The following is a 25,370-nucleotide window of genomic DNA, read 5'->3' on the forward strand; positions in this document are numbered from 1 at the left end:
AGAATGTTTGAATACGAAATCTTGCGATTCATCTGGTGGGTACTCATCGGTGTTTTGCTGGTCGGATTTTCAGTGACTGATGGCTTCGATATGGGCGTAGGTGCGCTACTTCGAATTCTCGGTAAAAATGACAGTGAGCGTCGAGTGATGATTAACTCGATAGCCCCTCACTGGGATGGAAACCAAGTATGGTTAATTACGGCGGGTGGTGCGCTATTTGCAGCGTGGCCTCTCGTGTATGCGACCTCTTTCTCTGGTTTTTACTTTGCGATGATTATCACGCTTGCGGCGCTTTGGTTACGTCCACTCGGTTTGGACTACCGTTCAAAACTGGACGATCCAAAATGGCGTAATGTGTGTGACTGGGCAATTACCATCTCAGGCTTTGTTCCACCGCTTATCTTTGGTGTGGCATTTGGTAACCTGTTGCAAGGTGTACCGTTTGACCTCAACGAGTTCCTGATGCCGACGTACCATGGCTCGTTCTTTGGATTGTTGAACCCGTTCGCGATTCTATGTGGTTTAGTTAGCGTATTTATGATTGTTATGCAGGGGGCAACTTGGCTACAAATGAAGACCACCGATTCTCTGCATGTGCGTGCTCGTAGTGCTGCGCAACTTTGTGGTTTGCTTACGGTCGTGACTTTTGTCCTTGCGGGTATTTGGGTACAAAACATTGATGGTTACGTGATCACCAGTGTGATTGATGGTAACGCCGCATCTAACCCAATTGCGAAAGAAGTGGAAACCGTTGCAGGTGGTTGGATGAATAACTTCCATCAATACCCACTGCTTTGGTTAGCGCCTGCTCTTGGTGTTGTAATGCCATTACTGACCATCATCGCATCTCGCGCAGAGAAAGGAGGGTTAGCGTTCTTAACCTCGAGCTTAGGTATTGCTGGCGTTATCTTTACGGCAGGCTTTGCGATGTTCCCATTCATCATGCCTTCAAGCTTAACTCCGAGCCACAGCTTGACGCTATGGGACTCAACCTCAAGTGAATTGACGTTGAACCTAATGACAGGGGTTGCGTTTGTGTTCGTACCAATTATTCTTGGTTACACAACGTGGACGTACTACAAAATGTTCGGTCGTCTTGATAAGAAATACATCGACGACAACAAGCACTCACTTTACTAAGGAGCAACGACTATGTGGTATTTCGCATGGATTCTCGGCGTATTGCTCGCATGCGCATTTGGCATCATCAATGCTCTTTGGCTAGAGCATTCTGAAATGATGGACAAAGACAGCGATGGTGAGTGATTTCGCTCAAAAAATAGCAAAGCTTCATGTTGCTATGGATAAGGCCCCTTTGCGGGCCTTATCTTTAATTCTCGGTTTCTACCATGTTGTTATGGTGATGTGGGATCCTGAGCAATACGCGCAAGCGATAGGTGGTTTTAATGCCATTATTTCGCCGCTACTGATATGGGCGGTATGTTCAAGTATGGTATTTGGTGTCGGATTTAAGCCAATACGCTGGTACTGGCAACTGCTTTTCAGCCCTTACTTTAGTTTAACCATCTTGCTTTATCTCACCGCACGTTATTGGTTATGAAGCCAAATTGGTCATAAATAGCACTAGTCGTAAGGCTCAGTGCTATTTTTTTGTCGCATCAAGCCTCAAAATCCCAATTAGGGCTTGCGTTGGTACGCCTGGGTTGCGTTATAGTAACTGTCTAATAAATAAGAGTCGTTGGCGTTGTTGTGCTACAGGATAAATCAATATTTCGCTGGCCGGTGACTGTGTATTACGAAGACACAGACGCAGGTGGCATTGTTTACCATTCAAATTACTTGAAGTTCTTTGAGCGAGCTCGAACCGAGTATCTTCGCTCACTGGGTGTATCTCAACACACCTTATTGGAACAAAACATCGGTTTTGTAGTCCGACACATGGATATCGATTTTCTGCAAGGTGCACGCCTTGACGAACAACTAACGGTAACAACATCAATATCTGATTTAAAAAAGGCTTCTATCACTTTCTGTCAGGAGATCGTTAATCCTAAAGGGAAGGCGTTGTGTAAAACAATGGTTAAGGTAGCATGTATTGATACTGAGAAAATGAGGCCTAAGGCGATCCCTCAATCAATTTTTATGGAGTTCAATCGTAGTGACCGCTGATATTTCGATTCTAGATCTGTTTTTGCAGGCCAGCTTTTTAGTCAAGCTGGTAATGATAATTCTACTTGGTATGTCGGTGGCCTCTTGGGCGATGATTATCCAAAGAAGCAAAGTGCTTTCACAAGCCTCGCGTGATACAGAAACATTTGAAGATAGGTTTTGGTCTGGTAAAGATCTTTCTGTCTTGTATCAAGAAGTTCATAAACGAAAAGATGAGCTAAGCGGGACTGAAGAGATTTTCTATTCTGGCTTTACCGAATTTGCCCGGCTAAGAAAGTCCAACGCTTCTTCCCCTGATTATATTATGGAAGGAACAGGGCGTGCGATGCGTGTCGCGGTAGCTCGAGAAGTCGATGACTTAGAAACTAGCCTCCCATTCCTTGCCACCGTCGGTTCTATTAGCCCTTATATCGGTCTGTTTGGTACTGTTTGGGGGATCATGCACGCGTTTATCGCTTTAGGTGAAGTTAAACAAGCGACATTGGCGATGGTTGCGCCGGGCATCGCAGAAGCCTTGATTGCGACAGCAATGGGGTTGTTTGCCGCGATTCCTGCTGTTATGGCATATAACCGTTTAAGTAACAAAGTCGGTAAGTTAGAACATAATTACGCGACATTCTCGGAAGAGTTTCACAGCATTCTTCACCGTCAAGCAATGGCGGGTAGGGAGTAGTCCATGGCTGGCTATCAACCAAAAAAACGTAAGATGACGGCAGAAATCAACGTCGTGCCTTATATCGACGTGATGCTGGTTTTGCTGATCATTTTTATGGTGACCTCGCCATTTATTACCCAAGGTGTGGATGTTGAACTTCCTAAAACATCCACAGCGAAACCCGCTTCTGAGTTAGCAGGCGATAGCGACGCCAGCTTTATCATTGTTGAAGTGGATAAGCAGGGCCAAGTGGGGTTGAGTGTCAACAACGAAGATATGCAGCGCGGTTTGTCTCTGGAAGACGTGATTGTTCGTGTCAAAGCTGAGCTTTCAATTAATCCGAACTCGCCTGTCGCCGTAGGCGGTGATGCGGCTACGCCATATGCTGAAGTGGTTTTGGTGTTGGATGAATTAAGCCGAGCGGGCATCCCGAAAGTTGGGTTGCTAACGGATATTAAGGAATAAGTCCTAGGGTTTCATGAAAGAAAAAAAGCCAAAACATAATCGTTATGCCAAACCCGTTGGCGTGTCAGTGGCTTTACACTTGGCGCTGATTGCGGCGTTATTGTGGGGCGCGGATTTTACTATGTCCAAACCCGAAGCCAGTGGGCAGATGGTTGAAGCCGTCGTTATCGATCCTGCGGCAGTGCGACAGCAGGCTCAGCAAATTCGCAGCCAACGTGAAGCGGCGGCGAAGAAAGAACAAGACCGTCTGGATAAACTCAGACGTGAAAGCGAGCAGCTTGAACAAAACCGTAAAGCTGAAGAAGAGCGCATTCGTAAGTTAAAACAGCAGCAAGCACAAGAAGCTAAAGCGACACGTGAAGCGGAAAAAGCGCGCCAAGAGAAAGAGAAGCAACGCAGAGCAGAAGAAGCTCGCGCTAAGCAAGAACAAGAGCGCGCTGCCAAGCTCGAAGCTGAGCGTAAAGCAAAGCAAGAAGCGGTGCGGAAAGCGGAAGAAGAGCGTAAAGCGAAACAAGCGGCAGCGGAAAAAGCTGAGCAGCAACGTATTGCCAATGAAAAAGCGGCGAAAGCGGCAGCTGAGAAAGCAGAGCGCGAACGAATTGCGGCGGAAAAAGCGGAAAAAGAACGCATAGAGAAAGAGCGTCAAGCGAAGGAAGCGGCTGAGAAAGCGCGTCAGGAAAAAGAGCGTCTTGAAAAGCAACGCAAAGAACAGGAAGCCGCTTTGAATGATATTTTCTCAGGTTTGGAAACCGAAGCGGCGCAAAATAGCTCAGCACGTGGCAAACATATTGCCAGTGAAGCCGATCGCTATGGTGCAATTTATACCCAGCTGATTCGTGAACAACTGCTGATAGAAGACAGTTTTCGCGGCAAACAGTGTCGCGTCAACTTGCGGCTTATTCCAACGGGCTCTGGAGCAATCGTTGGTAGCTTGAATATTTTGGATGGCGATAGCCGTCTGTGTGCGGCAGCCAAACGTGCTGTTGCAACTGTTAACACATTTCCATTACCCAACGACCCAGACGTAGTGGCAAAGTTAAAAGACATCAATTTAACCGTTGAACCTCAGTAAAAGGAATAACTAGTGTTAAAGCGAATTGTATTAGGTTGTGTACTTGTACTAGCAAGTAGCCTTCAGATCGCCAATGCGGCGCTTGAGTTGGTCATTACCGATGGTATTGATTCAGCTCGCCCGATAGCGATAGTGCCTTTTAAATGGGAAGGGCAATCACCACTTCCACAAGATGTGTCTGGCGTCATTGCCTCAGATTTACAGCGCAGTGGTAAGTTTAGCCCAGTGGCGGCAAGCAAAATGCCGCAAACCCCGTATACCGATTCCGACATTGATTTTAATGCTTGGACATCTCTCGGTGTCGACTCATTACTCACGGGGACCATCAGTCAAGCCGCAGATGGTAACTATGTCATCAGTTATAAACTGGTAGACATTGTTCGTGGGCAGCTGACAAGTGGAAAGAGTAAAGCGCTAAGCGATGATGGCGAACTGGTACTGTCTAACGATCATGTGCTGTTTAATAAGCGAGCTACGGTTCCGGGGAATCGTCTGCGTGAATATGCGCATCGCATCTCGGATTTAGTGTATGAAGAGCTAACCGGTGAGCGCGGCGCGTTCTTGACTCGTATCGCTTATGTGGTCGTGAATGATAAAGATACCTATCCCTATCAGCTGCGTGTTGCCGATTATGACGGTTACAACGAACGCTTAGTTCTACGCTCAAAGCAGCCGTTGATGTCGCCATCTTGGTCCCCAGACGGAAAAGAGCTTGCGTACGTGAGTTTTCAAAACGGCCAAGCTGAAATCTTTTTAATGAATATCTACACCGGGAAAACTGAGAAATTGACGTCATACCCTCGACACAATGGGGCGCCAAAATTCTCACCGGACGGTAATACTTTAGCTTTAGTTTTGTCGAAGACGGGGAGCCTTCAAGTATACACTCTAGATTTAAAAACTCGTAAATTGCGTCAGATTACGAGGGGAAGATCAAATAATACTGAACCATTCTGGCATCCTGATGGCAAATCATTAATCTTTACCTCGGATCGGGGTGGTAAACCTCAGATTTATCAAGTAAATTTGGCAGACGGATCGACTAAGCGTATTACTTGGCAGGGCAGTCAAAACCTCGGTGGGCAAATTACCCCTGATGGCCGCTTCCTTGTCATGGTGAACCGGAGTAATTCTGGCTTTAACTTAGCGAAGCAAGATTTAGAAACCGGCGCAGTCCAGGTTCTGACCAAAACATTGTTAGATGAATCTCCAAGTATTGCACCAAATGGTGGGATGGTTATTTACAGTTCCATCTACAACAAGACAAACGTTCTTTCCATGGTGTCGATTGATGGTCGATTTAAAGCGAGATTACCGGCAACCAATGGGCGAGTTCGTGCGCCTGCGTGGTCACCATTTTTGTAGCAAGTAAGTATCAAAAAGTAAGGAAAATAAAATGCAACTTAATAAGGTTCTTAAAGGACTTCTAATTGCACTACCTGTTCTAGCAGTGACAGCATGTAGTTCAAGCGATGAAGCGGCGAATGCTTCTGGTACAGAAACCAATCAGTCGACTTCAACTTCTGGTTCTTCAAATGTTGATACCACCGTTGTTTCTCCAATGGATGAAAACGGTCAACTTTCTGAGCAAGAACTAAAAGAGCAAGCACTACGTGAATCGCAAACGATTTACTTCGCATTCGATAACGCGACTATCGCGGGTGACTACGAAGAAATGCTTGCTGCACACGCTGCATACCTAAGCAAAAACCCAGATCTAAACGTGACAGTTGAAGGTCACGCTGACGAACGTGGTACTCCTGAATACAACATCGCGCTAGGAGAACGTCGTGCGCAAGCTGTAGCGAAATACCTACAAGCTCTAGGTGTTCAGAAGAGCCAAATCTCTATCGTAAGCTACGGTGAAGAAAAACCTCTTCTACTTGGCCAGTCTGAAGAAGTTTACGCGAAAAACCGTCGCGCAGTACTTGTATACTAAGACAAGGTGACGCCTTATGTTCAGTAACCTCAAGCGTTTAACGTCGCTTATGTTACTGGCAAGTGCAGCGAGCTCCGTGCTCGCTGCACCAGCTCCAGTATCTGATCTAAATAACACATCCGGTTCACGTGCCTCCTCAGGCAACGAAAGCACCGTTGAGCGTCTTGAACGCTTGATTCAAAATAGCAATCTTGTCCAAGCGCGCATGCAGCAGCAAATTGATGGCATGTCGCAAGAGATCAGCGATCTACGTGGACAAATCGAAAAGAATAATTATGACATGCAGCAAATGTTGACTCGTCAGCGTGAGTTGTTTGTTGAAGTTGATAAGCTTCGTGAACAAGTGAATTCCCAGCCCGCGGCGTCGTCTAACGCAGGGCAACAGTCTGATGGCTCAGCGTCAGCAGGAACGTTCAGTACCAATGCCAGCGAGCAAGAAGCCTATCAAAATGCCGTTGACTTGATTCTCAAAAAACGTGACTACAACGGCGCGATTGACGCATTCAAGCAGTTCCAAAAAGACTATCCGCAATCAAGCTTTACGCCCAACTCACATTACTGGTTAGGTCAGCTTTACTTCGCGAAGAAGCAAGACAAAGAAGCCGTGAAGAGTTTTGCTGCGGTTTTAACCTTCGCTGATTCTAATAAACGCCCAGATGCGCTGGTTAAACTTGGTGATATCGCCAAGCGGAATAATAACGCTGCGCAAGCCAAGAAATATTATCAGCAAGTGATTGAGGAATATCCTAACTCTTCATCAGCCAATTTGGCGAAAGAACAGCTGAAATAAATCAATCAAAAAGAGGTGCTAAGGCGCCTCTTTTCGTTTCTGGGGGCTGAACTTTTGATTCTACTTTAGGTTCGGGTGTACAATGCGCGGATTACCGGAAATTGCGTAGAGCAAGAGCAATGAACCATATTTTGGATAAAATAGATTCAGTATACCCTTTCCCGCCGAAACCCACCCCGTTGAGCGACGAACAGAAACAAGTACACGTTAGTAATATCAAAGCGTTACTTAAAAAAGAAAACGCAGTGCTGATCGCTCACTATTATACCGACCCTGAAATTCAGGCGCTGGCTGAAGAAACGGGCGGCTTTGTTGGTGACTCTTTAGAAATGGCCAAATTTGGTAACCGCCACAGCGCGGAAACCCTGATTATTGCCGGCGTGCGTTTTATGGGCGAATCGGCAAAAATTTTAACGCCAGAAAAACGTATTTTGATGCCAACGTTGGATGCAGAATGCTCACTCGATTTGGGCTGTCCTGTTGATACCTTCACTGAGTTTTGTGATGCACACCCTGACCATACAGTTGTGGTGTACGCGAATACGTCGGCGGCGGTAAAAGCTCGCGCAGATTGGGTCGTGACATCAAGTATCGCGCTTGAAATTGTTGAACATCTTGATTCCGAAGGCCAAAAAATCATTTGGGGGCCAGATCGCCACCTAGGTTCATATATCGCAAAACAAACCGGCGCCGATATGCTGCTTTGGCAAGGTGAGTGTGTGGTGCACGATGAGTTTTCAGCCGATGCATTACGTAAGATGAAAAACCTCTATCCTGATGCGGCGATTCTAGTCCATCCTGAGTCACCCGCTAGCGTGGTTGAACTTGCTGATGCCGTTGGGTCTACCAGTCAATTAATTAAAGCGGCGAAGTCGCTACCGCAAAAGAAAATGATCGTCGCAACGGACAAAGGCATTTTCTTTAAGATGCAGCAATTAGTCCCTGAAAAAGAACTGATCGAAGCGCCAACAGCAGGGAATGGTGCAACCTGTCGTAGCTGTGCACATTGCCCTTGGATGGCGATGAATGGCTTACAAGCGATTGAACAGGCGCTGCGTGAAGGTGGAAAGCGACATGAAATTTTTGTGGATGAAGAAGTCAGAGTGAAGTCTTTGATTCCTCTCAATCGAATGTTGGACTTTGCAGAGCAATTGAATATGCAAGTCAAAGGCAACGCGTAGTCGCCTCGCGTGAAGAATTAATAAAAAACCAGCCTAGTGGCTGGTTTTTTATTTGAACTTAATCTTGCTGCTCTGCTAATTGATGGCCGCGCATGGTTAAGCCGCAAAGCATGGTGGGAATCGCATTAAAGATTTCTTCAAATTGTTCTAATCCCTCAACCCCTTGCTCAGAAAGCGTGGCAATAGATGTTTCTGGATCATAAAGCATACTCACAGAGAGCAGGACCCCCCCAAGTAGCGCATTATCTTGGCTATCTTCGGGCATAATAGTTTCCCAATCATCACGGGCTAGCTGCCAGCCCTGAAGAACCCCTTCGCAAAAGTCACGGGTTTGCTCAGTGACAATATCTGCATCGTCCAACTCACAGCCCTCTGGCCACATCCAGCGGTTCTCGAGTAGTGCAGGGCGGAATGCATTCCACATCTGAATCACAGCTTCAATGTAGCTTTCAAGCTCTTCTCCATCGGAAAAGGGTGCAACTTCTTCGCCACCCCATAGGAAAGGCAGCCATTCATGCGGTGTGAGCGTATAGGGCGCAGCCGCCATGGCAGTCACAAAGCCTTGAGTTTTGGCTTGATTGAGTAATTTTCCTTCCAGCTCCGGTTGAGCCAATATTTCTTGTAATGTCAAAATCGCTTCATCACGGTCATCAAAAATATTACGTAATACTACCAGTCATCAGTGTGAACACAAAATTGCCTCGCTGGGTTTGCCTCAAAACAAAACAGAAAAAGTAACCACTTGTAGCCGTTTTCGTGGCAACAAACACAGTCAAAATATCGATAATTGATGAAAAAGTGACCTGAGTCATGAAATCTGGTGATTTGAGCTACTTTTGGTCTCAAAGTTAGTTATCTATTCCTGACTTGGTTTTGTAATTGGTGAGTAATTCTTAATATGTTGTGATTTAATAGCACCATATTCTGCCTATTAACCAATTAGCTAGATATATTCACCCAATATAAAGAATATGCTGGTTATTTATTTTATGGAATGCGTTATGAAGTCACGTGGGCCTTTTTGTCTTCGCCATGCTGCCGCTGATACGTTCGCTATGGTCGTATTTTGCTTTGCTGCAGGTATGTTAGTTGAAATTTTTATCTCTGGAATGTCATTCCAACAGTCGCTGGCTTCGCGTTTGGTTTCGATTCCGGTTAACATCGCCATTGCTTGGCCATACGGTGTGTTTCGTGACCTCGTTTTGCGTAGTGCAAAACGAATATCCTCGAGCGGCTTAATGAAAAATATTGCCGATTTAGCGGCTTATGTGTTGTTCCAGTCCCCAGTTTATGCGGGTATTCTCTACAGCGTAGGAGCATCAACGGATCAGATAATCACGGCAGTTGCCAGTAATGCGGTTATCTCTTGTGGTATGGGTGTTCTATATGGCTACTTTCTTGATACTTGCCGACGTTGGTTCCGTGTTCCTGGTTACTATCCTCAAGTCTAAATGTTTACTATCACGCCGTTTTTGCTAAATATTAGGCAAACGGCGTGAAACTCAGGGCTTTTTTGGGTTTTTCACTTGACCTAAGTGCGTAGAATCATTAAATTAGCGCCTCGTTGGTTCACAAGCCAACCCAATCAAAATATGGTGAGTTGTCCGAGTGGCTGAAGGAGCACGCCTGGAAAGTGTGTATACGGCAACGTATCGAGAGTTCGAATCTCTCACTCACCGCCACATTCTTGAAGAAAGACGTCCTAGGACGTCTTTTTTATGCCTATTATACTTCCAACTCAATAAGTTATCGTCCGATAACGTCCAAAGATGTCCTAGTTGGTTCGCCATTTTGGGGTATGACAAAGTGTATGTTTTAATCTTTCCCGACTTCGGGAATATACCATTTGAACCTGATTTGCTTAGCTCCTATTCAAGTGATTAGGAACTTAGGAATTACATGAGTTACAGCTTTGATTTTCGATAAATCAATAGCTTAGGGTTAAGTGGTATGACGCGAAAAACTTAACTTTTTCTGAGTGTAGCTTAGTCATACCAGGGGGAAATATGTCGCACTTAATACATCGTCTGAAAGACAAGGAAATCGAACAAGCACAGGGCCGAGACCGAATCTATCGTTTACCTGATGGTGGTGGTCTCTATCTACTGGTGAAACCCAACAACCTCAAATACTGGGAGTTTCGTTACACTAAGCCAAGTACAAAAAACAGAACCTTCTTGGGATTGGGTAGCCTAGATATGCTCAACGTTGATGGTGCTCGTGACAAAGCGTTTGAGATGCGCAAACTTCTGAAGGAAGGTATTGACCCTAAGTTAGATAGAATCGAGAAGAGTACCCAGATTCAACAAGAGCAAGCTTGTACATTCAAGTCAGTCGCTGATGAATGGATTAAGACCAAGACGAAACTAAAACCTAAGACCGTCCAAGGTAACTGGAGAAAGCTCGAGCTTTATGCTTTTCCTAAGTTCGGTGAGATTCCGGTTAAATCACTGACGCCAATAATAGTTCAGGAAGCGTTTAGGCCGATTGCTCGTAGAGGCAAGTTGGAGATAGTAAAACGCACCATCCAGTTGGTAAATGAAATTATGCGCTTTGCCATTAATAGCGGTTTGATCCAACACAACGTTTTATCTGGAGTTGGAGAAACTTTTGCTTCTCCTGATGTGAAACACATGGCGGCACTTAAACCTGATGAACTAACAGAGTTACTACAGACAGTTGCAACTGCAAATATGCAGCTGGCTACCAAATGTTTAATTGAGTGGCAGCTCCACACCATGACTAGACCAAGTGAAGCGGCCGGTGTTCGCTGGGGTGAGATTGACATAGAAAATCGACTCTGGATTATTCCAGACACACGGATGAAAATGAAACGTGAACATCGCATTCCTTTGACCGATCAGACTATAGCCATACTGGAGCGCATACATCCTATTAGTGGGCATAGGGTACATGTATTCCCCTCTATGCGCTTCCCCAAGCGGTCTATTGACTCTGAGACCATAAACAAGGCGTTGGGGCGTATTGGATTTAAAGATCGCACCACCGCGCATGGCATGCGCGCTCTCGCCAGTACGGCGTTGAATGAAAGAGGTTTTGACCCAGATATTATTGAGGCTGCTTTGGCTCATCAGGATCGAAATGCTATTCGTGCCGCTTACAATCGGACAGATTATCTGGAACGTCGACGAAAAATGATGGAGTGGTGGAGTAGTTACATCGATGATGCGGCAGTTGGTTCACTATCTGTAACTGGCGCAGTGCACTTAAGGGCTATTGGCTGAGAGGGAAACCAACAGGAAATGAAAAAAAGGGCCGTGCTACGGTACAGCCCTCTCTCTATCCTCACGTCACATCATTTCATGTTTACATTTAACCCAAGCAATTAGTATCTTTTGGCTTTGGTCAAATGCCAACCTTCACCGTGCTTGCACTTATACACTTCTAACTCAATGCCTTGCTCTTCGTAAATGATATTAGCTCTGAGCCTGGCTTCTTTACTTGTAGGGTATGAATTTTTGTATTCCCCGATAGCGGAAGTGCATCTGGAGCACTTTTTGCTAGGTGTAAGCCTAGACTTTGGAGATAAATGCCATTGCCTGCACTTCTCGCATTTATAGGGTGCTAGATCATTCCCATATACATTTCTAGAGTATTCAGCGGCAACTTGTGCCTCAAACTCCTTATAGTAAACACTTAGAGGTTTTCCGGACACTTTCCCTAGGCACGTCTCACTTTTCATATCAGCACCTCATCAGAGATGTTGGACATGTTTTTGACATGGTAACGAGACTTAAAACGATTACAATTTAAGTTTACTTGGCTCAATGCCGCCTCTACACCTACATCAATAATACGCTCACTGTAACTATAACCAGACATACCATTATTGTTTTGATAAAAACGTCCGTTTGGGTCAATCATCAAGTATGACTCAGTCATTGTATTGTTTGACTCAGGAGATATAGGTAAGCCCTTACCTGAATGTTTCTCAACAAACCGACGAAACTGATCATCTGAAATTAACAGTTCATGCTTATCAGTAGGCATCACCTGGAGTACTTTCCATTTGTCTACTGCTATGCTTGAAATTAGATGAGTAAAGTCTTCTTCCCAGTTTAGAGCGTTTACAACGGTGTTAATTTTTGTCTTCAATCCTTTTTGGGTGTGCGATAGAAGTTGTAGTGCGAGCTGAAGTTCATCTTCGTTTAGTGAATTGCCTTTTCTATCAATGCGGCCTAACTCTCTTCTTACGGAGGAATGTTGACTATCGAAGCTAATGCCAATCATATCCAGTGCATTAACGGGTAATTCGAAACGCCGTCTTAACAGGTAGCTACCATTAGTAATGATTGAAGTTTGGAATCCTTTTTGTTTCGCCATTACTAAAGCAGTAGAGAACGCGCTACCTAGCATAATTGGCTCACCACCAGCAAAATTTAGACGTACATCCTGGTAACCAAGCATTCTTTTGATCTCTGGGTTACCATGAATGAAGTAGTTAGCTAGTTTGTCGAGCAGTTGTTCAATAGAGCTCAATGAGCGATGCAGCTCATTGGGTTTTCCCCACTTAGCAAAGCAATAGGTACAGTTATAGTTGCAAGCCTCTGTTATGTGCCAGTTGATTACGAGTTCATTTAACTGACTAGAGGTCATTCTGTTCGTTGCGTTGGCGTTAGCAACACCGTGAGTTTTTGTAGGCATACGTATACTCCTTGACTGGCCTACAAGAGTAGGCCGTAAAGTTTTTACATGGCGGACGGCAAACGTCGGAGTAGGAGCATCGGGCTCCAGTACACCAAGATGGAATGAGTTGAATGTAGTTTATGGATTACGCATTAAGGTGCGTCTGGTTTTGAGGGCTCCCTCATGATTTATTGTCATACCGAGATCTTGTCGCTGGCAGATAAGTAACCACCATTCAGCTGCAATAATGCCTCGCTTCAAATCTGCGATAGTAGAGTTCTTTTTTGTGTTTCTTCGGACAGCTTTGTAACATTCATTTGCGATTGCACGTACATCCGGATCAGGATCTGACTGTTTGATGAAATACACTGCTTTATGAACTTTGCCGTTAAGATCAACCCCTAACTCAGTTAGTGCCTTTAAGTATCCTTGTCGCCAAACTGAAGAACGTTCGACTATTTGTTCAACTGCGTATTGTTTATCACGCGCTTTTTCGCCTTTGCGAAGGCGTAAACGGCTCAGACAAAACTCAGCTAATTCATGAGTACAAGCTATATAGGGCTGCGATAACTTTTTTTCATAGTTTTCTGGTGATTCGCCCAAATTGATGACTTGATTATTATCAAAAAGTTTCTTAGCAAGGTCGCTAATAGGCTCATACCACTGGTTCGTGCTCGTATTGAAGGAACGATCTCGTAACGAAATCGCCTCATCAGCAAAGGAACTCGAATAAGAACGCATTAATAACATACGATGACGAAAAGATTTGCTTGGTTGAACCTTGTCTAGTCTTTCCAATAAAACCCTGAGCAGATCACTATAGTAGAGAGGTGTTTCTGTCTCGTCAGACTTAGAGACTTCTCCTCTCAAAATACCAATGCTTTTATCAATATACGGAGTTAGATTTTCACCATGTAAACAACGAATAGCAGTAGTAGTCCATTCAGGGATTAACCTCTTTGGAAAATTAACTGTTTCAGGAAGCCCTCGAAACAGTTCGCGCCACCATTCAGAACAGGCGGAATAGAACTCAGAAGAGACTACCCTTCTTGCAGGGACATGAGCCGATAAAATGCGAAGTTGCTTCTCAATTTCTAACTCATTCATATTCTCCAAGAAAAGATCTTTCCAGGTAGCAAAAAAAGTTTCGCATACCCATTTTTCAGAGCTACTAGATAATTCTGGCGCTCTTTGCTTATCGCCCAAAATGCGGTCAAAGTCTTGTTGGATCGACCATCCTATCCAAGTTTCTAATTGCTGTGAGCTCAATTGAGAACATAATGCTTCCAGCTCGCTGTTGCGACGAATGTCCAGTTCTTCATGACGTTGTGTCTCCCAATCAAATTCTCTGTAGAAATCATGGGATATATGGTTAAAGTACCGGTCAACTTGATTAGCCCATTGTTCAAGTTCTGGGCCTGAAGCATTATCTAAGTTAAAACTTAGAATCAAAACCTTCTCAAGCTCCTGCTTTGTGTGGTTAAGCCAGTTAGTTAGAGACCTTTTGATCTCTTCGTCATCAAAGTCTTTCTGCCAAACTAGTGACTCAAGCCGTTCCCATGGCGTGCCCCAAAAAAAACTAGATAAGTCACAAGAAATTCGTCCCGTTTCTGCATCATGTTTGAGCCATGTTTGTAAGAATTCTAGACCAAGTCGGATTGATTGAGCGTGTTCGCAAGGGGAACTAGAATCATCTTCTGATGAAGCTAGCGATAGTAGTCCTTTAAATAAGGTCGAGTCGTCTGAGTGGTATCTTAAACTGTCAAACGGTGGAGCTATAAAGTACAAGCAATCCCAAAGAATGTGCAGTCTCTCATCTCCCTTGAGGGAACAAAACGCATCATCATTGAAAAACTCTGTGGTGAAAAAAAGCTCATCATCATAGTTATTTCGAACAAACCAACCATATGAGCTAAAGTGTTTTTCCATTCCCGCTTTATAGAAGCTGTAAGGAGAGGTTGGAAAATATGTGTTTGCTACGTCAGTCAAAAATTTGAATAGTGATGACTCTTTATAGGAATCGTCAGCACGAAATGGCTGTAACCGAAAACGAATGTTTATATTTTGGCAAAACGCTAGCGCCACGCACTTTTCTGGTTCAGAGTTCTGTTCGTTAGCGGTAGTCAACGCATCTTCAAGGCGTGACGAGTTATAAAAGACATCAATCCAGTTTTCTGAAAGGTGTTTAATCAATAACGTTCGGAAATTACCTTGAATTTCAAATTCATCAAGTGCTTGCACGAAACGTTCAACGGGATCTTTTTTTTCATCGAGGGAGCGATTGCCAAATGGCGCATCTATCCTGCACATAGTTTTCTCCAATAAAAATGGGAGTTAGGTTTCACATATAGAATTAACCGGAGCAGTGTCCGGACTTGCAGCTGAAACCTCCCGTGCAATAGAGGGGAGCGGAAAAGTGAGTAACGTACTCGGTAGCCGACTGCAATTTAGTACAAGAAACCCTAGGTGAATTTCCGAACATTGTCAATACGTTGGAGATGAATTAAGAAAATATGAGCATCCTAACCAGTGTAGGAAGCTTACCACCAGAAGTGTTGTGTCTTGTTTCTCTGTGAAGTTTTGATCTCTCTAGCAACAAGTAGCTATAGTTTATGGGTTTGACTTGCTCAACTCTCGCATTCCTTTCATTTTCCCATTACCCTAAAACGAGTCAGAAAAACGGTAATAGAAATGGCCTCAACTCTCTCATTTTATAGCAAAAATGCTAATGAGCTTGCATCTCAATATAACACTCTAGACTTTGAAAACGTACATAGCTCGTGGAAAGCGTATTGGCCTATGTCAGGTGATAGGGTGATGGATATTGGCGCTGGCTCAGGGCGTGATGCAAAGTGGATGGTAGAGCAAGGTGCTGACGTTTACGCTGTTGAACCGTGTGACGAACTGCGTGAATTTGGCCGTTGTTTTACGGGGCCTGACGTTACTTGGATTAATGATGAATTACCGAGTTTCAATCGGGTGCAAGGCATGGGCATGCGCTTTGACCTTATTTTAGTCAGTGCTGTGTGGATGCATTTAGCACCAACCACTCGTGCTAGAGCATTTCGTAAGTTATCCAATTTACTGGCACCTAATGGGCGGTTGGTTATCACGCTTCGACATGGCGAGTTTGAAGATGAGCGTGTCGGTTATGAGGTCTCGGTTACTGAACTTGAGGAGTTTGCAAAAGATACCGCGTTACTGGTGAAAGAAGTTCGAGATTCCGAAGATCGAATGAAGCGTAACGCCGTGTATTGGCAAACAGTGGTACTGAGTTTGCCTGATGATGGTTCGGGGGATCTCAATAAAGTTAGACACATCATTGTCAACGACAATAAAAGCGCCACTTATAAACTTGGATTGTTACGTGTTTTACTTCGAATTGCCGACGCGCATCCTGGATGCATTATTGATAAAACGGACGGTCAAGTAGAGATTCCTTTAGGGTTAGTTGCTCTGTATTGGATAAAGGCATATAAGCGATTATTGGACCATGAGGGCTTACAGCAAAATAGCAACAGTCAAAAAGGGCTAGGGTTTGTTGATGAAAAAGGGTGGATGCAAATAAAGCATTTGTCTGCTGATGATCTTGCGGTTGGTGCTTGGTTTTCGGGAAGTGAAGCTTTAGCGATTCAAAATACGCTTCAAGCATCGATAAAAACGATGAAAGATGGGCCGATTAAGCATATCTATACCGGACCTGCCACACAGCGAGTCCACGAGTTTTCGACCTTAACCAAGCGCTATAAGAAGACAGAAAGTATTTACTTAGATTCAGATTTTTTTTCGAGCTTTGGGTCTTTTCGTTTGAGTGCGAGTCTGTGGGAGTGTCTACGAATTTACAATTCGTGGATTGAGCCTCTAGTAGTCAATCAATGGATAAGCGTGATGCAGCGTTTTGAACGTAATCAAGCTAATCAAGTCTCTCTGCAGAGCTATCATAATGGTTTGATTTGGTTAAAAAAAGATCATGACACCTCCGAGGTAAGAAAGCGTGTAATGCAACTTCAAGGTACCGGTCATGCATTGACGAGCGTTTGGAGTAATAGCAAGCTCAATCGAATGTACCATGTTGATCATTGTCTACCTTTTGCCTACTGGCCAAACAACGATATGTGGAATTTACTGCCGACAACTAAGAAAGAGAACTTAGAGAAGAGCGATAGATTACCGAGTAAATTACGTTTGGTTGAATCTAAACAGAGAATAACTTCGTGGTGGCAAACGGCTTGGGGAAGCGAGCTTCATTTCAGGCAACGATTTTTTACCGAAGCGTCATTGTCACTCCCCAATATTCCCAAGCAATGTGAGGATTTTGAAGAAGTATTTGAGGCGATGGGGTTACAAATTCGAGGTGTGAAAAGTCGCTTATTGATTCCTGACTGGTAACGCTTTAGGTATTCGCTTTCGACAGTGCAAATGCACTGATGGTTTGTGATGTATTACTCTCTGCAAATCCTTTTTTAGAATTCTTTTACCCGCGGTGAGAACTTTATGACCCCAGAACAACTGCTTCGTGAATTGGAGCAACACGACTATTTAGATTTGGCGGCGCTTTATGAGCGCTACCCAGATACGCATTTTTACTCTCTGGTGGAAGCCTTATATCGAATTAAGGCTGAGCACGGGTTGAATACACGCATTTCGCGTTTTATCACTGAGATTGAAAAGCTCACTCAAGATTTGGATGCAAAAACGCTGACGGCTGAGCAGTTTTTATCCCTCACTAAAACGCTGGACTTAAATCAGCGCGCGCAGAAAGCGGCGCGTTTTATTCATACCAAGGATAATCATATGGCGTTTTCTAAACCGGTTGATGTGGTGATGTTTGGCGATTCGATCACCGAATGGGGGCCGTGGCATGATGGCATCAACGGCGTGAGCGTTGCCAATCGCGGCCTAGGCGGTGATACTACTCAAGGCATGATCATGCGACTTGAATCCACTATTGTGTGTCAGCCGAAATTGGTGTGCGTGATGGCGGGGATCAACGATTTAGCACAGGGATATACCATCGATGAAATCATTCACAACTACGGCGAGATGCTGAGATTCTGGCATCAGCATGATATTGATGTTTGGGTTCAGTCGACGCTGCATGTAGGTGAGCGCCTAGCATCGTTGAATCCATTGGTGGCAGAGCTTAATCAGCGTTTGTATGAGTTATGCCAGCAGCGAGAGGTCACTTTTATCGACCTGAATTCTCAGCTCTGTCCACAGGGCGAACTGCCACTTGAATGCAGCGCTGATGATCTGCATTTAAACTCGCAGGCGTACACTCAGTGGCTGGCATACCTTAATCCAAAGTTAGCTAAGCATTTTGGTCGCTGACCCATTTCTCGACCTTCTTATCCTATACTCTGCTTGAGATGAGAAGGCGAGCCGTCCTTCTTTCCTACTGCTAGCCTCTCAATATTCCTTTCTTAATACTTCGCAAATTAAATATTGTTTCAGAATGTTTTGTTATGTTATAACATAATTATTGTTTCCTGAGGAGTATAAGGAAAAGTGATGAATCTCCGTCCGACACAGCGGTTAGATCCAAGTTTTATAAAGCCGCTTTGCTATTCTGCGCTGGGGCGAGTGCTTATTGTGGCCCCATTGATTGCTTTGTTGTGGATCGCGATATTTTGGGCGGTATTACTGCCATGATCGAACTGAATAATTTAGTGGTCGGCTATCAAGGTAAGGCGCTCACTCCCCCTATCTCCGGTCATTTCTCTGCAGGCAGTTTAACCGCCATTCTTGGAGAAAATGGCGTCGGAAAATCAACGTTACTGAAAACTATTGCACAGCTTCATGCGCCGGTTTCGGGCGACATTCACTATGGTAAACCAACGTCTCAGCTACTTTCTTGGTTGCCTCAACAATCGGATATTGACCGCAGCTTTCCGATTCGAGTTTTTGATGTTGCCGCTATGGGGTGTTGGCCCAATACTGGGCTGTTTAACGCCTTAAGCGATACCCAGTATCAACGTGTTCGCGAAGCCCTGTATCAAACTGGTATCGCCTCGCTGGCAAATAACACCATTGATACGTTATCGGGTGGTCAGTTTCAGCGCATGCTGTTTGCGCGTCTGTTGGTGCAAGATACGCCCGTGATGATGATGGATGAGCCTTTTGTTGGTATTGATAGCCAAACACGCGCCGCACTTATGGAGTTGATTACCGCGTTAAATCAGTCAGGTAAAACCATTATTACCGTGCTGCATCATATTGAGGTGGTACAAGCCTTTTTCCCACAGCTGTTGTTGATGAAAAACCAACAAGTACGATGGGGGGAAACCCAGCATATCCTTCCTCAATATCTTCATCAGCATTGGACGAGCTCTCCTCGCGCTCAACTTTCTCAACCTCAACAAGGAGCCGACCATGAACCTGCATGTTCTTGATGCGTTCATTGAATTTGGGTTCATGCGCCGTTCTCTGATTGCCTGTTTAGCGTTGTCGGTGAGCTTAACCCCGTTGGGCGTGTTTTTGTTATTAAGACGAATGAGCTTGATAGGGGATGCATTATCACACGCGGTTCTTCCTGGGGTTGCCATTGGTTATTTGCTTTCGGGTATGTCACTGCTGGCCATGGGGCTTGGCGGATTTGTTGCCGGCTTAGTGGTCGCTTTACTTGCAAGCTGGATAAGCCGAGTTACTCAGTTGCATGAAGATTCGGCATTTGCGGGGTTGTATCTTGGCTCTCTGGCACTTGGCGTAACGTTGGTGTCGCTTCGCAGCACTGGTGTGGATTTGCTGCATTTACTATTTGGCTCACTGCTGGCGGTGAGTCATCAATCATTAGTCTTTATTGGTGTGATCAGCACGTTAACCGTCACGCTGATTGCGATTTTTTATCGCGCATGGGTGTTCGAGTCGTTCAATGCGATTTTTCTCACGCTTAAAATCAAGCGTCTCCCTTCACTGATTCAAGCCATGTTTATGGCGATTGTGGTGATGAATCTTGTCGCGGGTTTTCAAATTCTCGGCACCCTGATGACAGTCGGGTTGATGATGTTACCTGCGATTGCGGCGCGCTGCTGGTCAAATCGATTGCCAATTATGTTAGGCGTGGCGATATCGTTGGGCTTTATAAGCTCTGCTGTTGGCCTAACTTGGTCTTGGTATCAGTCGATCCCCGCAGGCCCTGCGATTGTGCTGGTCGCTACGCTGCTTTTTTTAACCTCGGTTTTTTTCGGATCGCATAAAGGCATTTTCCCAGTCAGGAAGATGTCGTCTCATTGTTCAACAAGTAAGGAATAAATAATGAAATTTTGGCAAAAGTCCCTAGTTTCGCTCGCACTCGCCGCCAGTATGAGTCCGATGGCAATGGCAAAGACCGTTGAAACGGTCGCGAGCTTTTCGGTACTGGCGGATATCGTCAAGCAAGTTGGCGGAGAGCATGTCAACGTCAGCACTTTAGTTGGCCCTGATGGTGACCCGCACACCTTTGAACCAGCACCGAAAGACAGTGTCACTATAAAGCAAGCGGATGTGGTGTTTGTCAGTGGTCTAGGGCTTGAAGGTTGGATGGCGCGCCTAGTCAATGCGTCCGGTTACCAAGGCGAGGTGATCACGGCTTCTCAAGGTGTTGATACACGTGAAATGAAAGAAGACGGTGAAGTGATGACTGATCCTCACGCATGGAACAGTGCCCACAATGGGGCAATTTATGCGCGTAACGTGATGAACGCATTGATTAACGCAGACCCTGAAGATGCCGAGTACTTTAAACAACAAGGCGAGGCGTATATTCAAAAACTCGATAAGTTAAATCAATGGGCAAAACAAGCGTTTGCTAAAGTGCCTGCCGAGAAACGAAAAGTGCTGACCAGCCACGATGCGTTTGGCTATTTTGGTCAGGAATATGGGGTGAAGTTTCTTTCTCCGGTTGGTTTTTCAACAGAATCTGAGGCCAGTGCCAATGAGGTTGGGCGCTTGATTAATCAGCTCAAAGAGGAACAAATCGCGGTCTATTTTATCGAAAATCAAACCAATCCGCGTTTAGTGCAGCAAATAGCTAGCGCCTCTGGAGCAAAAAATGGCGGAGAGTTGTATCCCGAAGCGCTGAGTGAGAAAGGCGGGAAAGCGGATACGTATGCTCACGCATTTAAGCACAATGTGGAAACCATGCTCGCAAGCATGCAATAGGTCAAAGCGGGCAGGTGAATGTCTGCCCGCCAGTGCGATTTTTGGGAACAAGTTTTTGTTCTAACAAAATGCGATTGATGTTGTCCTATTGTGAGATGTTATAACGTAGTTTGTGATTTCGACATGGTAGAGAAAACATTGTTAAAAAAATTGAGAAGCTGCATCGCTGGGAGTGTGTTGAGTGTGGCGTGTTTTGGCGTTAATGCTCATCCGCACTCTTGGATTTCGATGACCACCCAAATTAATGAAAATGAGAAGCAGCTAACTGGCTTCGATATGTCTTGGACGTTTGATGCCATGACCACCGCGTATCTGTTTGATGCCATGACCACCGCGTATCTGTTTGATGGTGAAGATATGTCAAAAGGGCAGCGACAAAAAACCTTGAACAAACTCGCTCAATCTACCATCGATAATATGCTGCAAAGCCATTACTTTACTTACTTTTATGACGCTGACGGTACCACGCCCATTCGTTATAAAAAAGTGACGTCGGCGGAATTAAGCACCTCGAAAGGCAAAGCGACCTTAACGTTTCAACTGATGTTATCTAAGCCTTACGTGTTCAACGGTAACACGCTGACCCTCAAGGTTTTTGACCCGACGTATTATGTTGATATGTCGTGGGATGATCGCCAGCACTTAGTGCTAAATCAAGCGCTCAAAAAGCATTGTTCTTTCAAGCTCATGGAACCTAACCCAACGCCAGAGCAAGTGAGCTATGCGATGTCATTACCGGTAGACGCAGACCCAGACAACGCGCTCGGTCAGTTATTTACTCAAGCGGCCAGCATCACTTGCCAACCATCAAATACCCCATAGATAGTGCTCGCTAAAGGAATCGTTTATGCCTTCAATGTCTAACTTTCGTCTTATCGAATCGAAGCCCCCGTCACCCCCACCTCGTAAAATGAATTGGCTCAGAAGTACACTGACCGCGGTGCTTAGCTTAGGCATCCTGGCGTTGATCGGCTATTTACTGTGGCTGGAGTGGCCGACGATTTTGATGACCTCGATTCGCTGGCAAAAGCAGATTGTGAATCAGATGAGCGAACTGCTGTATTTAACCCATCAAAGTGCGGGTTCGATGTGGAACCTGGCACAAATTAGTTTTTTATACGGCATTTTTCACGCCCTAGGGCCCGGGCACGGTAAAGTCGTCGTGAGTACGTATCTCGCCACTCACAATACCAAAATAAAAATCGGTATTTATATCACCCTTATCTCAGCACTGGTTCAGGCGCTGACGGCCATTGCTCTGGTTACCGCTGTACTGTTTGTGATTGAAGCCTCGATGCGCCAGCTCAATGGGGTAGTGAACCAATTTTTCCATGCCAGCTATGTAGGTGTGTTTTTACTTGGTCTATATATTGTTTGGCAGGGGATAGCCCAGTGGCGTAAGTCACGTACGTCTGCACACTTGCATGACCACTCGCACCATCATACCCATGACTCGAATTGTGGCTGTGGCCATAAACATCTAGCCTCTGCTGATGAGCTTAATCAGGCATCAAGCGTTAAAGAGTACGCCGCGATGATATTCAGCATTGGTTTACGTCCATGTACCGGCGCCATTCTCGTGTTGTTTTTTGCTAATCTTGCGGATGTTTACTGGCTGGGTATTTTGAGCAGTTTTGTCATGGCAGTAGGAACGGCAATCACAACATCAAGTATCGCGTTGATGACTGTTTCAGGGCGAAAGTTTGTCCGTTATTACTTGAAAGATTCCGCTTATAAAACCATTAATATTTGGCCTTTTTTGCGGATGTTTTCCGGGCTATTTCTCATGCTGGTGGCCATCATTTTGTTCAACCAAGGTGGCTTTGGCATGTCGCCGATGTTTAATGGTAGCCACTGACGTTCAATGCACATTTAGCTTGGTCCGATTTGGATTATTAGGCAAGTGTTAGGTGTCTAAATATCAGCCAGGATAGCGTGGGTCTTCGGTAATAATGGTGGGTTATAAATTCCCTTAGATATTATAAGGTTTCGTTTTTATTGGCTTTTTGTTCATATTTTGTATAATCCGTTCAAATTATAACGCAAACTATTATCATTAAGCTTTGTATCTGTAGTGGTACAGGCAGTGGATAATTGTGCTTAATCTCGTTATTCAACCTAAGAGAATGGATATCTAAAGAATGAACAAAGCTGCCATGAAATTGAGCCCGTTGGCTCTGCTTGTCTGTGCCAACCTCAGCCAAGCTGCCAATACTGAGACGGTTGTTGTCACCGCAAGCCGAGGTGAAACGGCGATCTCTGATGTTGCCGCCACCATGTGGGTGGTTGACCAAGAACAGTTGGAACGCAGTCTAAACGCAGGCGTGGATCTCAAAAGCGCGTTAGGTGAATTGATTCCAGGGTTTGATTTTGGGAGTAGCACCCGCACCAACTATTCACAAAATTTACGTGGACGCTCTGCTTTGGTGATGATCGATGGTGTATCACTGAATTCAACGCGTGACATCAGCCGTCAATTTGACAGTATCGACCCGTTTAACATTGCGCGAGTGGAAGTGCTTTCTGGTGCTACCTCCGTGTATGGTGCTGGCGCCGCGGGCGGCATTATCAATATCATCACGAAAAAGGCAGAGTCACAGGAACTCACTGTTGAGACCAAAATCGGCGGCCAAACCGGTTTTAATAACAGCAATGATTTCACCAAGCAAGGTGCAGTTGCGGTCTCCGGTGGTAGTGAGACGTTACGTGGTCGATTGTCACTGGCTTACACCAAAACAGGGGGGACCTATGATGCCAATGGCGATATGGTTCGTCCCGACATTACGCAAACGGATATGCAGTTCAATGACATCATTGATCTGATGGCGAATGTGCAATACACACCAGATGAACATCAATCGCTATCAGTCACCGCTCAATACTATAACAGTGAACAAGATAGCGATTACGCGACCTATCTTGGTGCCAACCTTGGCGGCCTATTTGATGAGTCTTTAATTGATACTCGTAAAGGGTTAGTGCTTGATAAGCAGCCTCAAACTGAGCGTGTGATGATCAACGCTCAATATCGACACGATGATGTTTTTGGCCAGCAATTGCTCGCGCAAGCTTATTACCGTGATGAGTCTTTGCGCTTTTTCCCATACCCGTCATTGCCTCGTGTCCAAGGCTCGCCACTTCCTAATGAGGTGTACCCGTTGTACGGTGCTTCAGAGCAAAATACATCGATTTTTGGTGCCAATTTGGCGCTTATCAAACGTTGGCAAGACTTCAGCCTGACTTACGGCTTAGATGCCTCTCAAGAATCTTATGACGCTGATCAAAACATTTATGATCAAATGACGTCTATCGGTTCTGGTGGCTTGGTGTTTGAGCCTTCGCAAACCGTGCAGCGTTATCCGGATATCGACAGCCGCTATTTGGCTTTGTTTAGTCAGCTAGATTGGCAAGTGACTCAAGATTGGTCAATCAGTGGTGGTCTTCGCTATGAAGCGATGGAACATGAAGTTGGCGACCACGTTGGCGTCTTGCAACAATACCGCTACTTAAATGGTGATTATGGCAGCGTGCAACCCGATGTGATTGAAGGTGGCGACACTGACTACGATGAGTGGCTATTTAATCTTGGCAGTGTTTATCACCTTACCAATAACATGCAATTGTGGGGGAATTTCTCTCAAGGCTTTGACGTGCCAGACCCAGCAAAATTCTTCGGCCAAGGCAGTTACAGTGGCACTTATGGTGAAGGTACCACGCTGGAATCATCAACCTCGGTTGCTAGTGCAGATCTACAGGGCGTAAAAACCAACTCGTTTGAGCTGGGCTGGCGAATGTCGCAAGATGCGTTGGATGTGCAGGTGGCGAGCTACTTATCTCTCTCCGATAAAACCGTCACTTATGACCGCGCTACCTACGCTGTGCTGGTTGAAGATGATGATAAACGCATTTATGGCGTTGAAGGGCAAGCGGTCTATCACGTAAATAATGAAGTCTATACGGGCATCCAAGCCCATTACGTGAAAAGTAAAACCAAATCCGACGGTAAATGGAAGGATCTTGAAGCGTCCTCTGCAAGCCCAAGTACTGGCAGTGTGTGGTTAGGCTATGACAACTTTCACTACGGCGCAGAGCTAAGAGTGAATAGTTTCCTCTCCTACAAAGATGATGAGGGCGCTAAGCTCAACAGTTATACCTTGGCGAATTTGAGCGCTTATTATGCGCTGCCAGTAGGCCGACTCAATATTGGTATTACCAACTTGTTTGACCGTGACTACGAAACCTTATGGAGCCAACGTGCGCAGATGCTTTATGGTGCAAGCTCACCGCAAAGCATTTATGTGTATAACGGTCAGGGCCGTACGTTGGCACTGAGCTACAGCGCGACGTTCTAA

At 45.2% G+C, this 25,370-nt stretch carries 24 protein-coding genes and 1 tRNA gene; 22 read left to right on the forward strand and 3 right to left on the reverse strand.

What is annotated here, in order from left to right; translation table 11 throughout:
- Positions 1–3 precede the first annotated feature (3 nt).
- The 11 genes from cydB to nadA all read left to right on the forward strand — a co-directional run bounded on the left by cydB (position 4) and on the right by nadA (position 8,232).
- Positions 4–1,140 carry a cytochrome d ubiquinol oxidase subunit II gene (cydB, locus tag ACFFUV_RS02245; protein WP_390189358.1) on the forward strand — a complete coding sequence of 379 codons (1,137 nt, stop codon included), beginning with the start codon at positions 4–6 and terminating at the stop codon, positions 1,138–1,140.
- A 12-nt stretch (positions 1,141–1,152) separates the two neighbouring features.
- Complete coding sequence (gene cydX, locus ACFFUV_RS02250; RefSeq protein ID WP_390189360.1) at positions 1,153–1,266, forward strand: cytochrome bd-I oxidase subunit CydX; 114 nt, start codon at positions 1,153–1,155, stop codon at positions 1,264–1,266.
- Positions 1,256–1,561, forward strand: coding sequence for a cyd operon protein YbgE (ybgE, locus tag ACFFUV_RS02255; protein ID WP_390189362.1), 306 nt, complete (start codon positions 1,256–1,258; stop codon positions 1,559–1,561). The genes cydX and ybgE overlap by 11 nt, the downstream gene beginning before the upstream one ends.
- A gap of 149 nt (positions 1,562–1,710) precedes the next feature.
- Positions 1,711–2,130: a tol-pal system-associated acyl-CoA thioesterase gene (ybgC, locus tag ACFFUV_RS02260; protein ID WP_390189363.1), complete on the forward strand. Its 420-nt coding sequence runs from the start codon at positions 1,711–1,713 to the stop codon at positions 2,128–2,130.
- Positions 2,120–2,803, forward strand: coding sequence for a protein TolQ (gene tolQ, locus ACFFUV_RS02265; RefSeq protein WP_390189364.1), 684 nt, complete (start codon positions 2,120–2,122; stop codon positions 2,801–2,803). Before ybgC ends, tolQ begins: the two co-directional genes overlap by 11 nt.
- 3 nt (positions 2,804–2,806) lie before the next feature.
- Positions 2,807–3,250: a protein TolR gene (tolR, locus tag ACFFUV_RS02270; RefSeq protein ID WP_390189365.1), complete on the forward strand. Its 444-nt coding sequence runs from the start codon at positions 2,807–2,809 to the stop codon at positions 3,248–3,250.
- A 13-nt stretch (positions 3,251–3,263) separates the two neighbouring features.
- The gene (gene tolA, locus ACFFUV_RS02275; RefSeq protein ID WP_390189367.1) at positions 3,264–4,322 is read left to right on the forward strand and encodes a cell envelope integrity protein TolA; all 1,059 of its coding nucleotides are present in this window, start codon (positions 3,264–3,266) and stop codon (positions 4,320–4,322) included.
- A gap of 12 nt (positions 4,323–4,334) precedes the next feature.
- Positions 4,335–5,687, forward strand: coding sequence for a Tol-Pal system beta propeller repeat protein TolB (tolB, locus tag ACFFUV_RS02280; RefSeq protein ID WP_390189369.1), 1,353 nt, complete (start codon positions 4,335–4,337; stop codon positions 5,685–5,687).
- A gap of 31 nt (positions 5,688–5,718) precedes the next feature.
- Positions 5,719–6,261 carry a peptidoglycan-associated lipoprotein Pal gene (gene pal / locus ACFFUV_RS02285; RefSeq protein WP_390189370.1) on the forward strand — a complete coding sequence of 181 codons (543 nt, stop codon included), beginning with the start codon at positions 5,719–5,721 and terminating at the stop codon, positions 6,259–6,261.
- A 16-nt stretch (positions 6,262–6,277) separates the two neighbouring features.
- Entirely contained in the window at positions 6,278–7,051 is a 774-nt protein-coding gene (gene ybgF, locus ACFFUV_RS02290) for a tol-pal system protein YbgF (protein WP_390189372.1), read from the forward strand.
- A gap of 119 nt (positions 7,052–7,170) precedes the next feature.
- Positions 7,171–8,232 carry a quinolinate synthase NadA gene (gene nadA, locus ACFFUV_RS02295; RefSeq protein ID WP_390189374.1) on the forward strand — a complete coding sequence of 354 codons (1,062 nt, stop codon included), beginning with the start codon at positions 7,171–7,173 and terminating at the stop codon, positions 8,230–8,232.
- 58 nt (positions 8,233–8,290) lie between these two features.
- On the opposite strand, the gene ACFFUV_RS02300 is transcribed toward nadA, so the two are convergent.
- Complete coding sequence (locus tag ACFFUV_RS02300) at positions 8,291–8,863, reverse strand: UPF0149 family protein (protein ID WP_390189375.1); 573 nt, start codon at positions 8,861–8,863, stop codon at positions 8,291–8,293.
- Positions 8,864–9,233: 370 nt separating this feature from the next.
- Here ACFFUV_RS02300 and ACFFUV_RS02305 point away from each other — a divergent pair, with 370 nt between their 5' ends.
- The 3 genes from ACFFUV_RS02305 to ACFFUV_RS02315 all read left to right on the forward strand — a co-directional run bounded on the left by ACFFUV_RS02305 (position 9,234) and on the right by ACFFUV_RS02315 (position 11,477).
- Complete coding sequence (locus tag ACFFUV_RS02305; protein WP_390189376.1) at positions 9,234–9,683, forward strand: L-alanine exporter AlaE; 450 nt, start codon at positions 9,234–9,236, stop codon at positions 9,681–9,683.
- A gap of 143 nt (positions 9,684–9,826) precedes the next feature.
- Positions 9,827–9,914 (forward strand) — tRNA-Ser (locus tag ACFFUV_RS02310).
- Between the two features lie 324 nt (positions 9,915–10,238).
- The gene (locus ACFFUV_RS02315) at positions 10,239–11,477 is read left to right on the forward strand and encodes a tyrosine-type recombinase/integrase (RefSeq protein WP_390189377.1); all 1,239 of its coding nucleotides are present in this window, start codon (positions 10,239–10,241) and stop codon (positions 11,475–11,477) included.
- A gap of 454 nt (positions 11,478–11,931) precedes the next feature.
- On the opposite strand, the gene ACFFUV_RS02320 is transcribed toward ACFFUV_RS02315, so the two are convergent.
- The gene (locus tag ACFFUV_RS02320; RefSeq protein WP_390189378.1) at positions 11,932–12,897 is read right to left on the reverse strand and encodes a viperin family antiviral radical SAM protein; all 966 of its coding nucleotides are present in this window, start codon (positions 12,895–12,897) and stop codon (positions 11,932–11,934) included.
- A 120-nt stretch (positions 12,898–13,017) separates the two neighbouring features.
- Positions 13,018–15,189 carry a hypothetical protein gene (locus ACFFUV_RS02325; protein WP_390189379.1) on the reverse strand — a complete coding sequence of 724 codons (2,172 nt, stop codon included), beginning with the start codon at positions 15,187–15,189 and terminating at the stop codon, positions 13,018–13,020.
- A gap of 381 nt (positions 15,190–15,570) precedes the next feature.
- Between ACFFUV_RS02325 and ACFFUV_RS02330 the strand changes: the two genes are divergently transcribed.
- From ACFFUV_RS02330 to ACFFUV_RS02365, 8 genes are all read left to right on the forward strand, one after another.
- Positions 15,571–17,268 (forward strand): class I SAM-dependent methyltransferase, encoded by a 1,698-nt coding sequence (locus ACFFUV_RS02330; protein ID WP_390189381.1) that lies wholly within the window; start codon positions 15,571–15,573, stop codon positions 17,266–17,268.
- A gap of 105 nt (positions 17,269–17,373) precedes the next feature.
- A complete protein-coding gene (locus tag ACFFUV_RS02335) occupies positions 17,374–18,210 on the forward strand; it encodes an SGNH/GDSL hydrolase family protein (RefSeq protein WP_390189382.1) in 837 nt (278 codons plus the stop codon).
- Positions 18,211–18,494: 284 nt separating this feature from the next.
- Positions 18,495–19,271: a metal ABC transporter ATP-binding protein gene (locus ACFFUV_RS02340; protein WP_390189384.1), complete on the forward strand. Its 777-nt coding sequence runs from the start codon at positions 18,495–18,497 to the stop codon at positions 19,269–19,271.
- Positions 19,252–20,130, forward strand: a complete 879-nt coding sequence (locus tag ACFFUV_RS02345) for a metal ABC transporter permease (protein ID WP_390189386.1) — start codon at positions 19,252–19,254, stop codon at positions 20,128–20,130. The genes ACFFUV_RS02340 and ACFFUV_RS02345 overlap by 20 nt, the downstream gene beginning before the upstream one ends.
- Positions 20,131–20,133: 3 nt before the next feature.
- On the forward strand, positions 20,134–21,018 hold the full coding sequence (locus ACFFUV_RS02350; protein WP_390189388.1) for a metal ABC transporter substrate-binding protein: 885 nt from the start codon (positions 20,134–20,136) through the stop codon (positions 21,016–21,018).
- A 123-nt stretch (positions 21,019–21,141) separates the two neighbouring features.
- On the forward strand, positions 21,142–21,840 hold the full coding sequence (locus ACFFUV_RS02355) for a DUF1007 family protein (RefSeq protein WP_390189390.1): 699 nt from the start codon (positions 21,142–21,144) through the stop codon (positions 21,838–21,840).
- Positions 21,841–21,865: 25 nt separating this feature from the next.
- Positions 21,866–22,876, forward strand: a complete 1,011-nt coding sequence (locus ACFFUV_RS02360) for a nickel/cobalt transporter (RefSeq protein ID WP_390189392.1) — start codon at positions 21,866–21,868, stop codon at positions 22,874–22,876.
- Positions 22,877–23,159: 283 nt separating this feature from the next.
- Positions 23,160–25,370 carry a TonB-dependent receptor gene (locus ACFFUV_RS02365; protein WP_390189394.1) on the forward strand — a complete coding sequence of 737 codons (2,211 nt, stop codon included), beginning with the start codon at positions 23,160–23,162 and terminating at the stop codon, positions 25,368–25,370.

Source organism: Vibrio olivae, assembly GCF_042428525.1.
In the GTDB taxonomy this organism is placed as follows: domain Bacteria; phylum Pseudomonadota; class Gammaproteobacteria; order Enterobacterales; family Vibrionaceae; genus Vibrio; species Vibrio olivae.

Coding starts and splice junctions, on each gene's coding strand:
- cydB (WP_390189358.1), top strand. CDS start 4: ATGTTTGAATACGAAATCTTGCGATTCATCTGGTGGGTACTCATCGGT.
- cydX (WP_390189360.1), top strand. CDS start 1,153: ATGTGGTATTTCGCATGGATTCTCGGCGTATTGCTCGCATGCGCATTT.
- ybgE (WP_390189362.1), top strand. CDS start 1,256: ATGGTGAGTGATTTCGCTCAAAAAATAGCAAAGCTTCATGTTGCTATG.
- tolR (WP_390189365.1), top strand. CDS start 2,807: ATGGCTGGCTATCAACCAAAAAAACGTAAGATGACGGCAGAAATCAAC.
- tolA (WP_390189367.1), top strand. CDS start 3,264: ATGAAAGAAAAAAAGCCAAAACATAATCGTTATGCCAAACCCGTTGGC.
- pal (WP_390189370.1), top strand. CDS start 5,719: ATGCAACTTAATAAGGTTCTTAAAGGACTTCTAATTGCACTACCTGTT.
- ybgF (WP_390189372.1), top strand. CDS start 6,278: ATGTTCAGTAACCTCAAGCGTTTAACGTCGCTTATGTTACTGGCAAGT.
- nadA (WP_390189374.1), top strand. CDS start 7,171: ATGAACCATATTTTGGATAAAATAGATTCAGTATACCCTTTCCCGCCG.
- ACFFUV_RS02305 (WP_390189376.1), top strand. CDS start 9,234: ATGAAGTCACGTGGGCCTTTTTGTCTTCGCCATGCTGCCGCTGATACG.
- ACFFUV_RS02315 (WP_390189377.1), top strand. CDS start 10,239: ATGTCGCACTTAATACATCGTCTGAAAGACAAGGAAATCGAACAAGCA.
- ACFFUV_RS02320 (WP_390189378.1), bottom strand. CDS start 12,897: ATGCCTACAAAAACTCACGGTGTTGCTAACGCCAACGCAACGAACAGA.
- ACFFUV_RS02325 (WP_390189379.1), bottom strand. CDS start 15,189: ATGTGCAGGATAGATGCGCCATTTGGCAATCGCTCCCTCGATGAAAAA.
- ACFFUV_RS02330 (WP_390189381.1), top strand. CDS start 15,571: ATGGCCTCAACTCTCTCATTTTATAGCAAAAATGCTAATGAGCTTGCA.
- ACFFUV_RS02335 (WP_390189382.1), top strand. CDS start 17,374: ATGACCCCAGAACAACTGCTTCGTGAATTGGAGCAACACGACTATTTA.
- ACFFUV_RS02345 (WP_390189386.1), top strand. CDS start 19,252: ATGAACCTGCATGTTCTTGATGCGTTCATTGAATTTGGGTTCATGCGC.
- ACFFUV_RS02350 (WP_390189388.1), top strand. CDS start 20,134: ATGAAATTTTGGCAAAAGTCCCTAGTTTCGCTCGCACTCGCCGCCAGT.
- ACFFUV_RS02355 (WP_390189390.1), top strand. CDS start 21,142: ATGGTAGAGAAAACATTGTTAAAAAAATTGAGAAGCTGCATCGCTGGG.
- ACFFUV_RS02360 (WP_390189392.1), top strand. CDS start 21,866: ATGCCTTCAATGTCTAACTTTCGTCTTATCGAATCGAAGCCCCCGTCA.
- ACFFUV_RS02365 (WP_390189394.1), top strand. CDS start 23,160: ATGAACAAAGCTGCCATGAAATTGAGCCCGTTGGCTCTGCTTGTCTGT.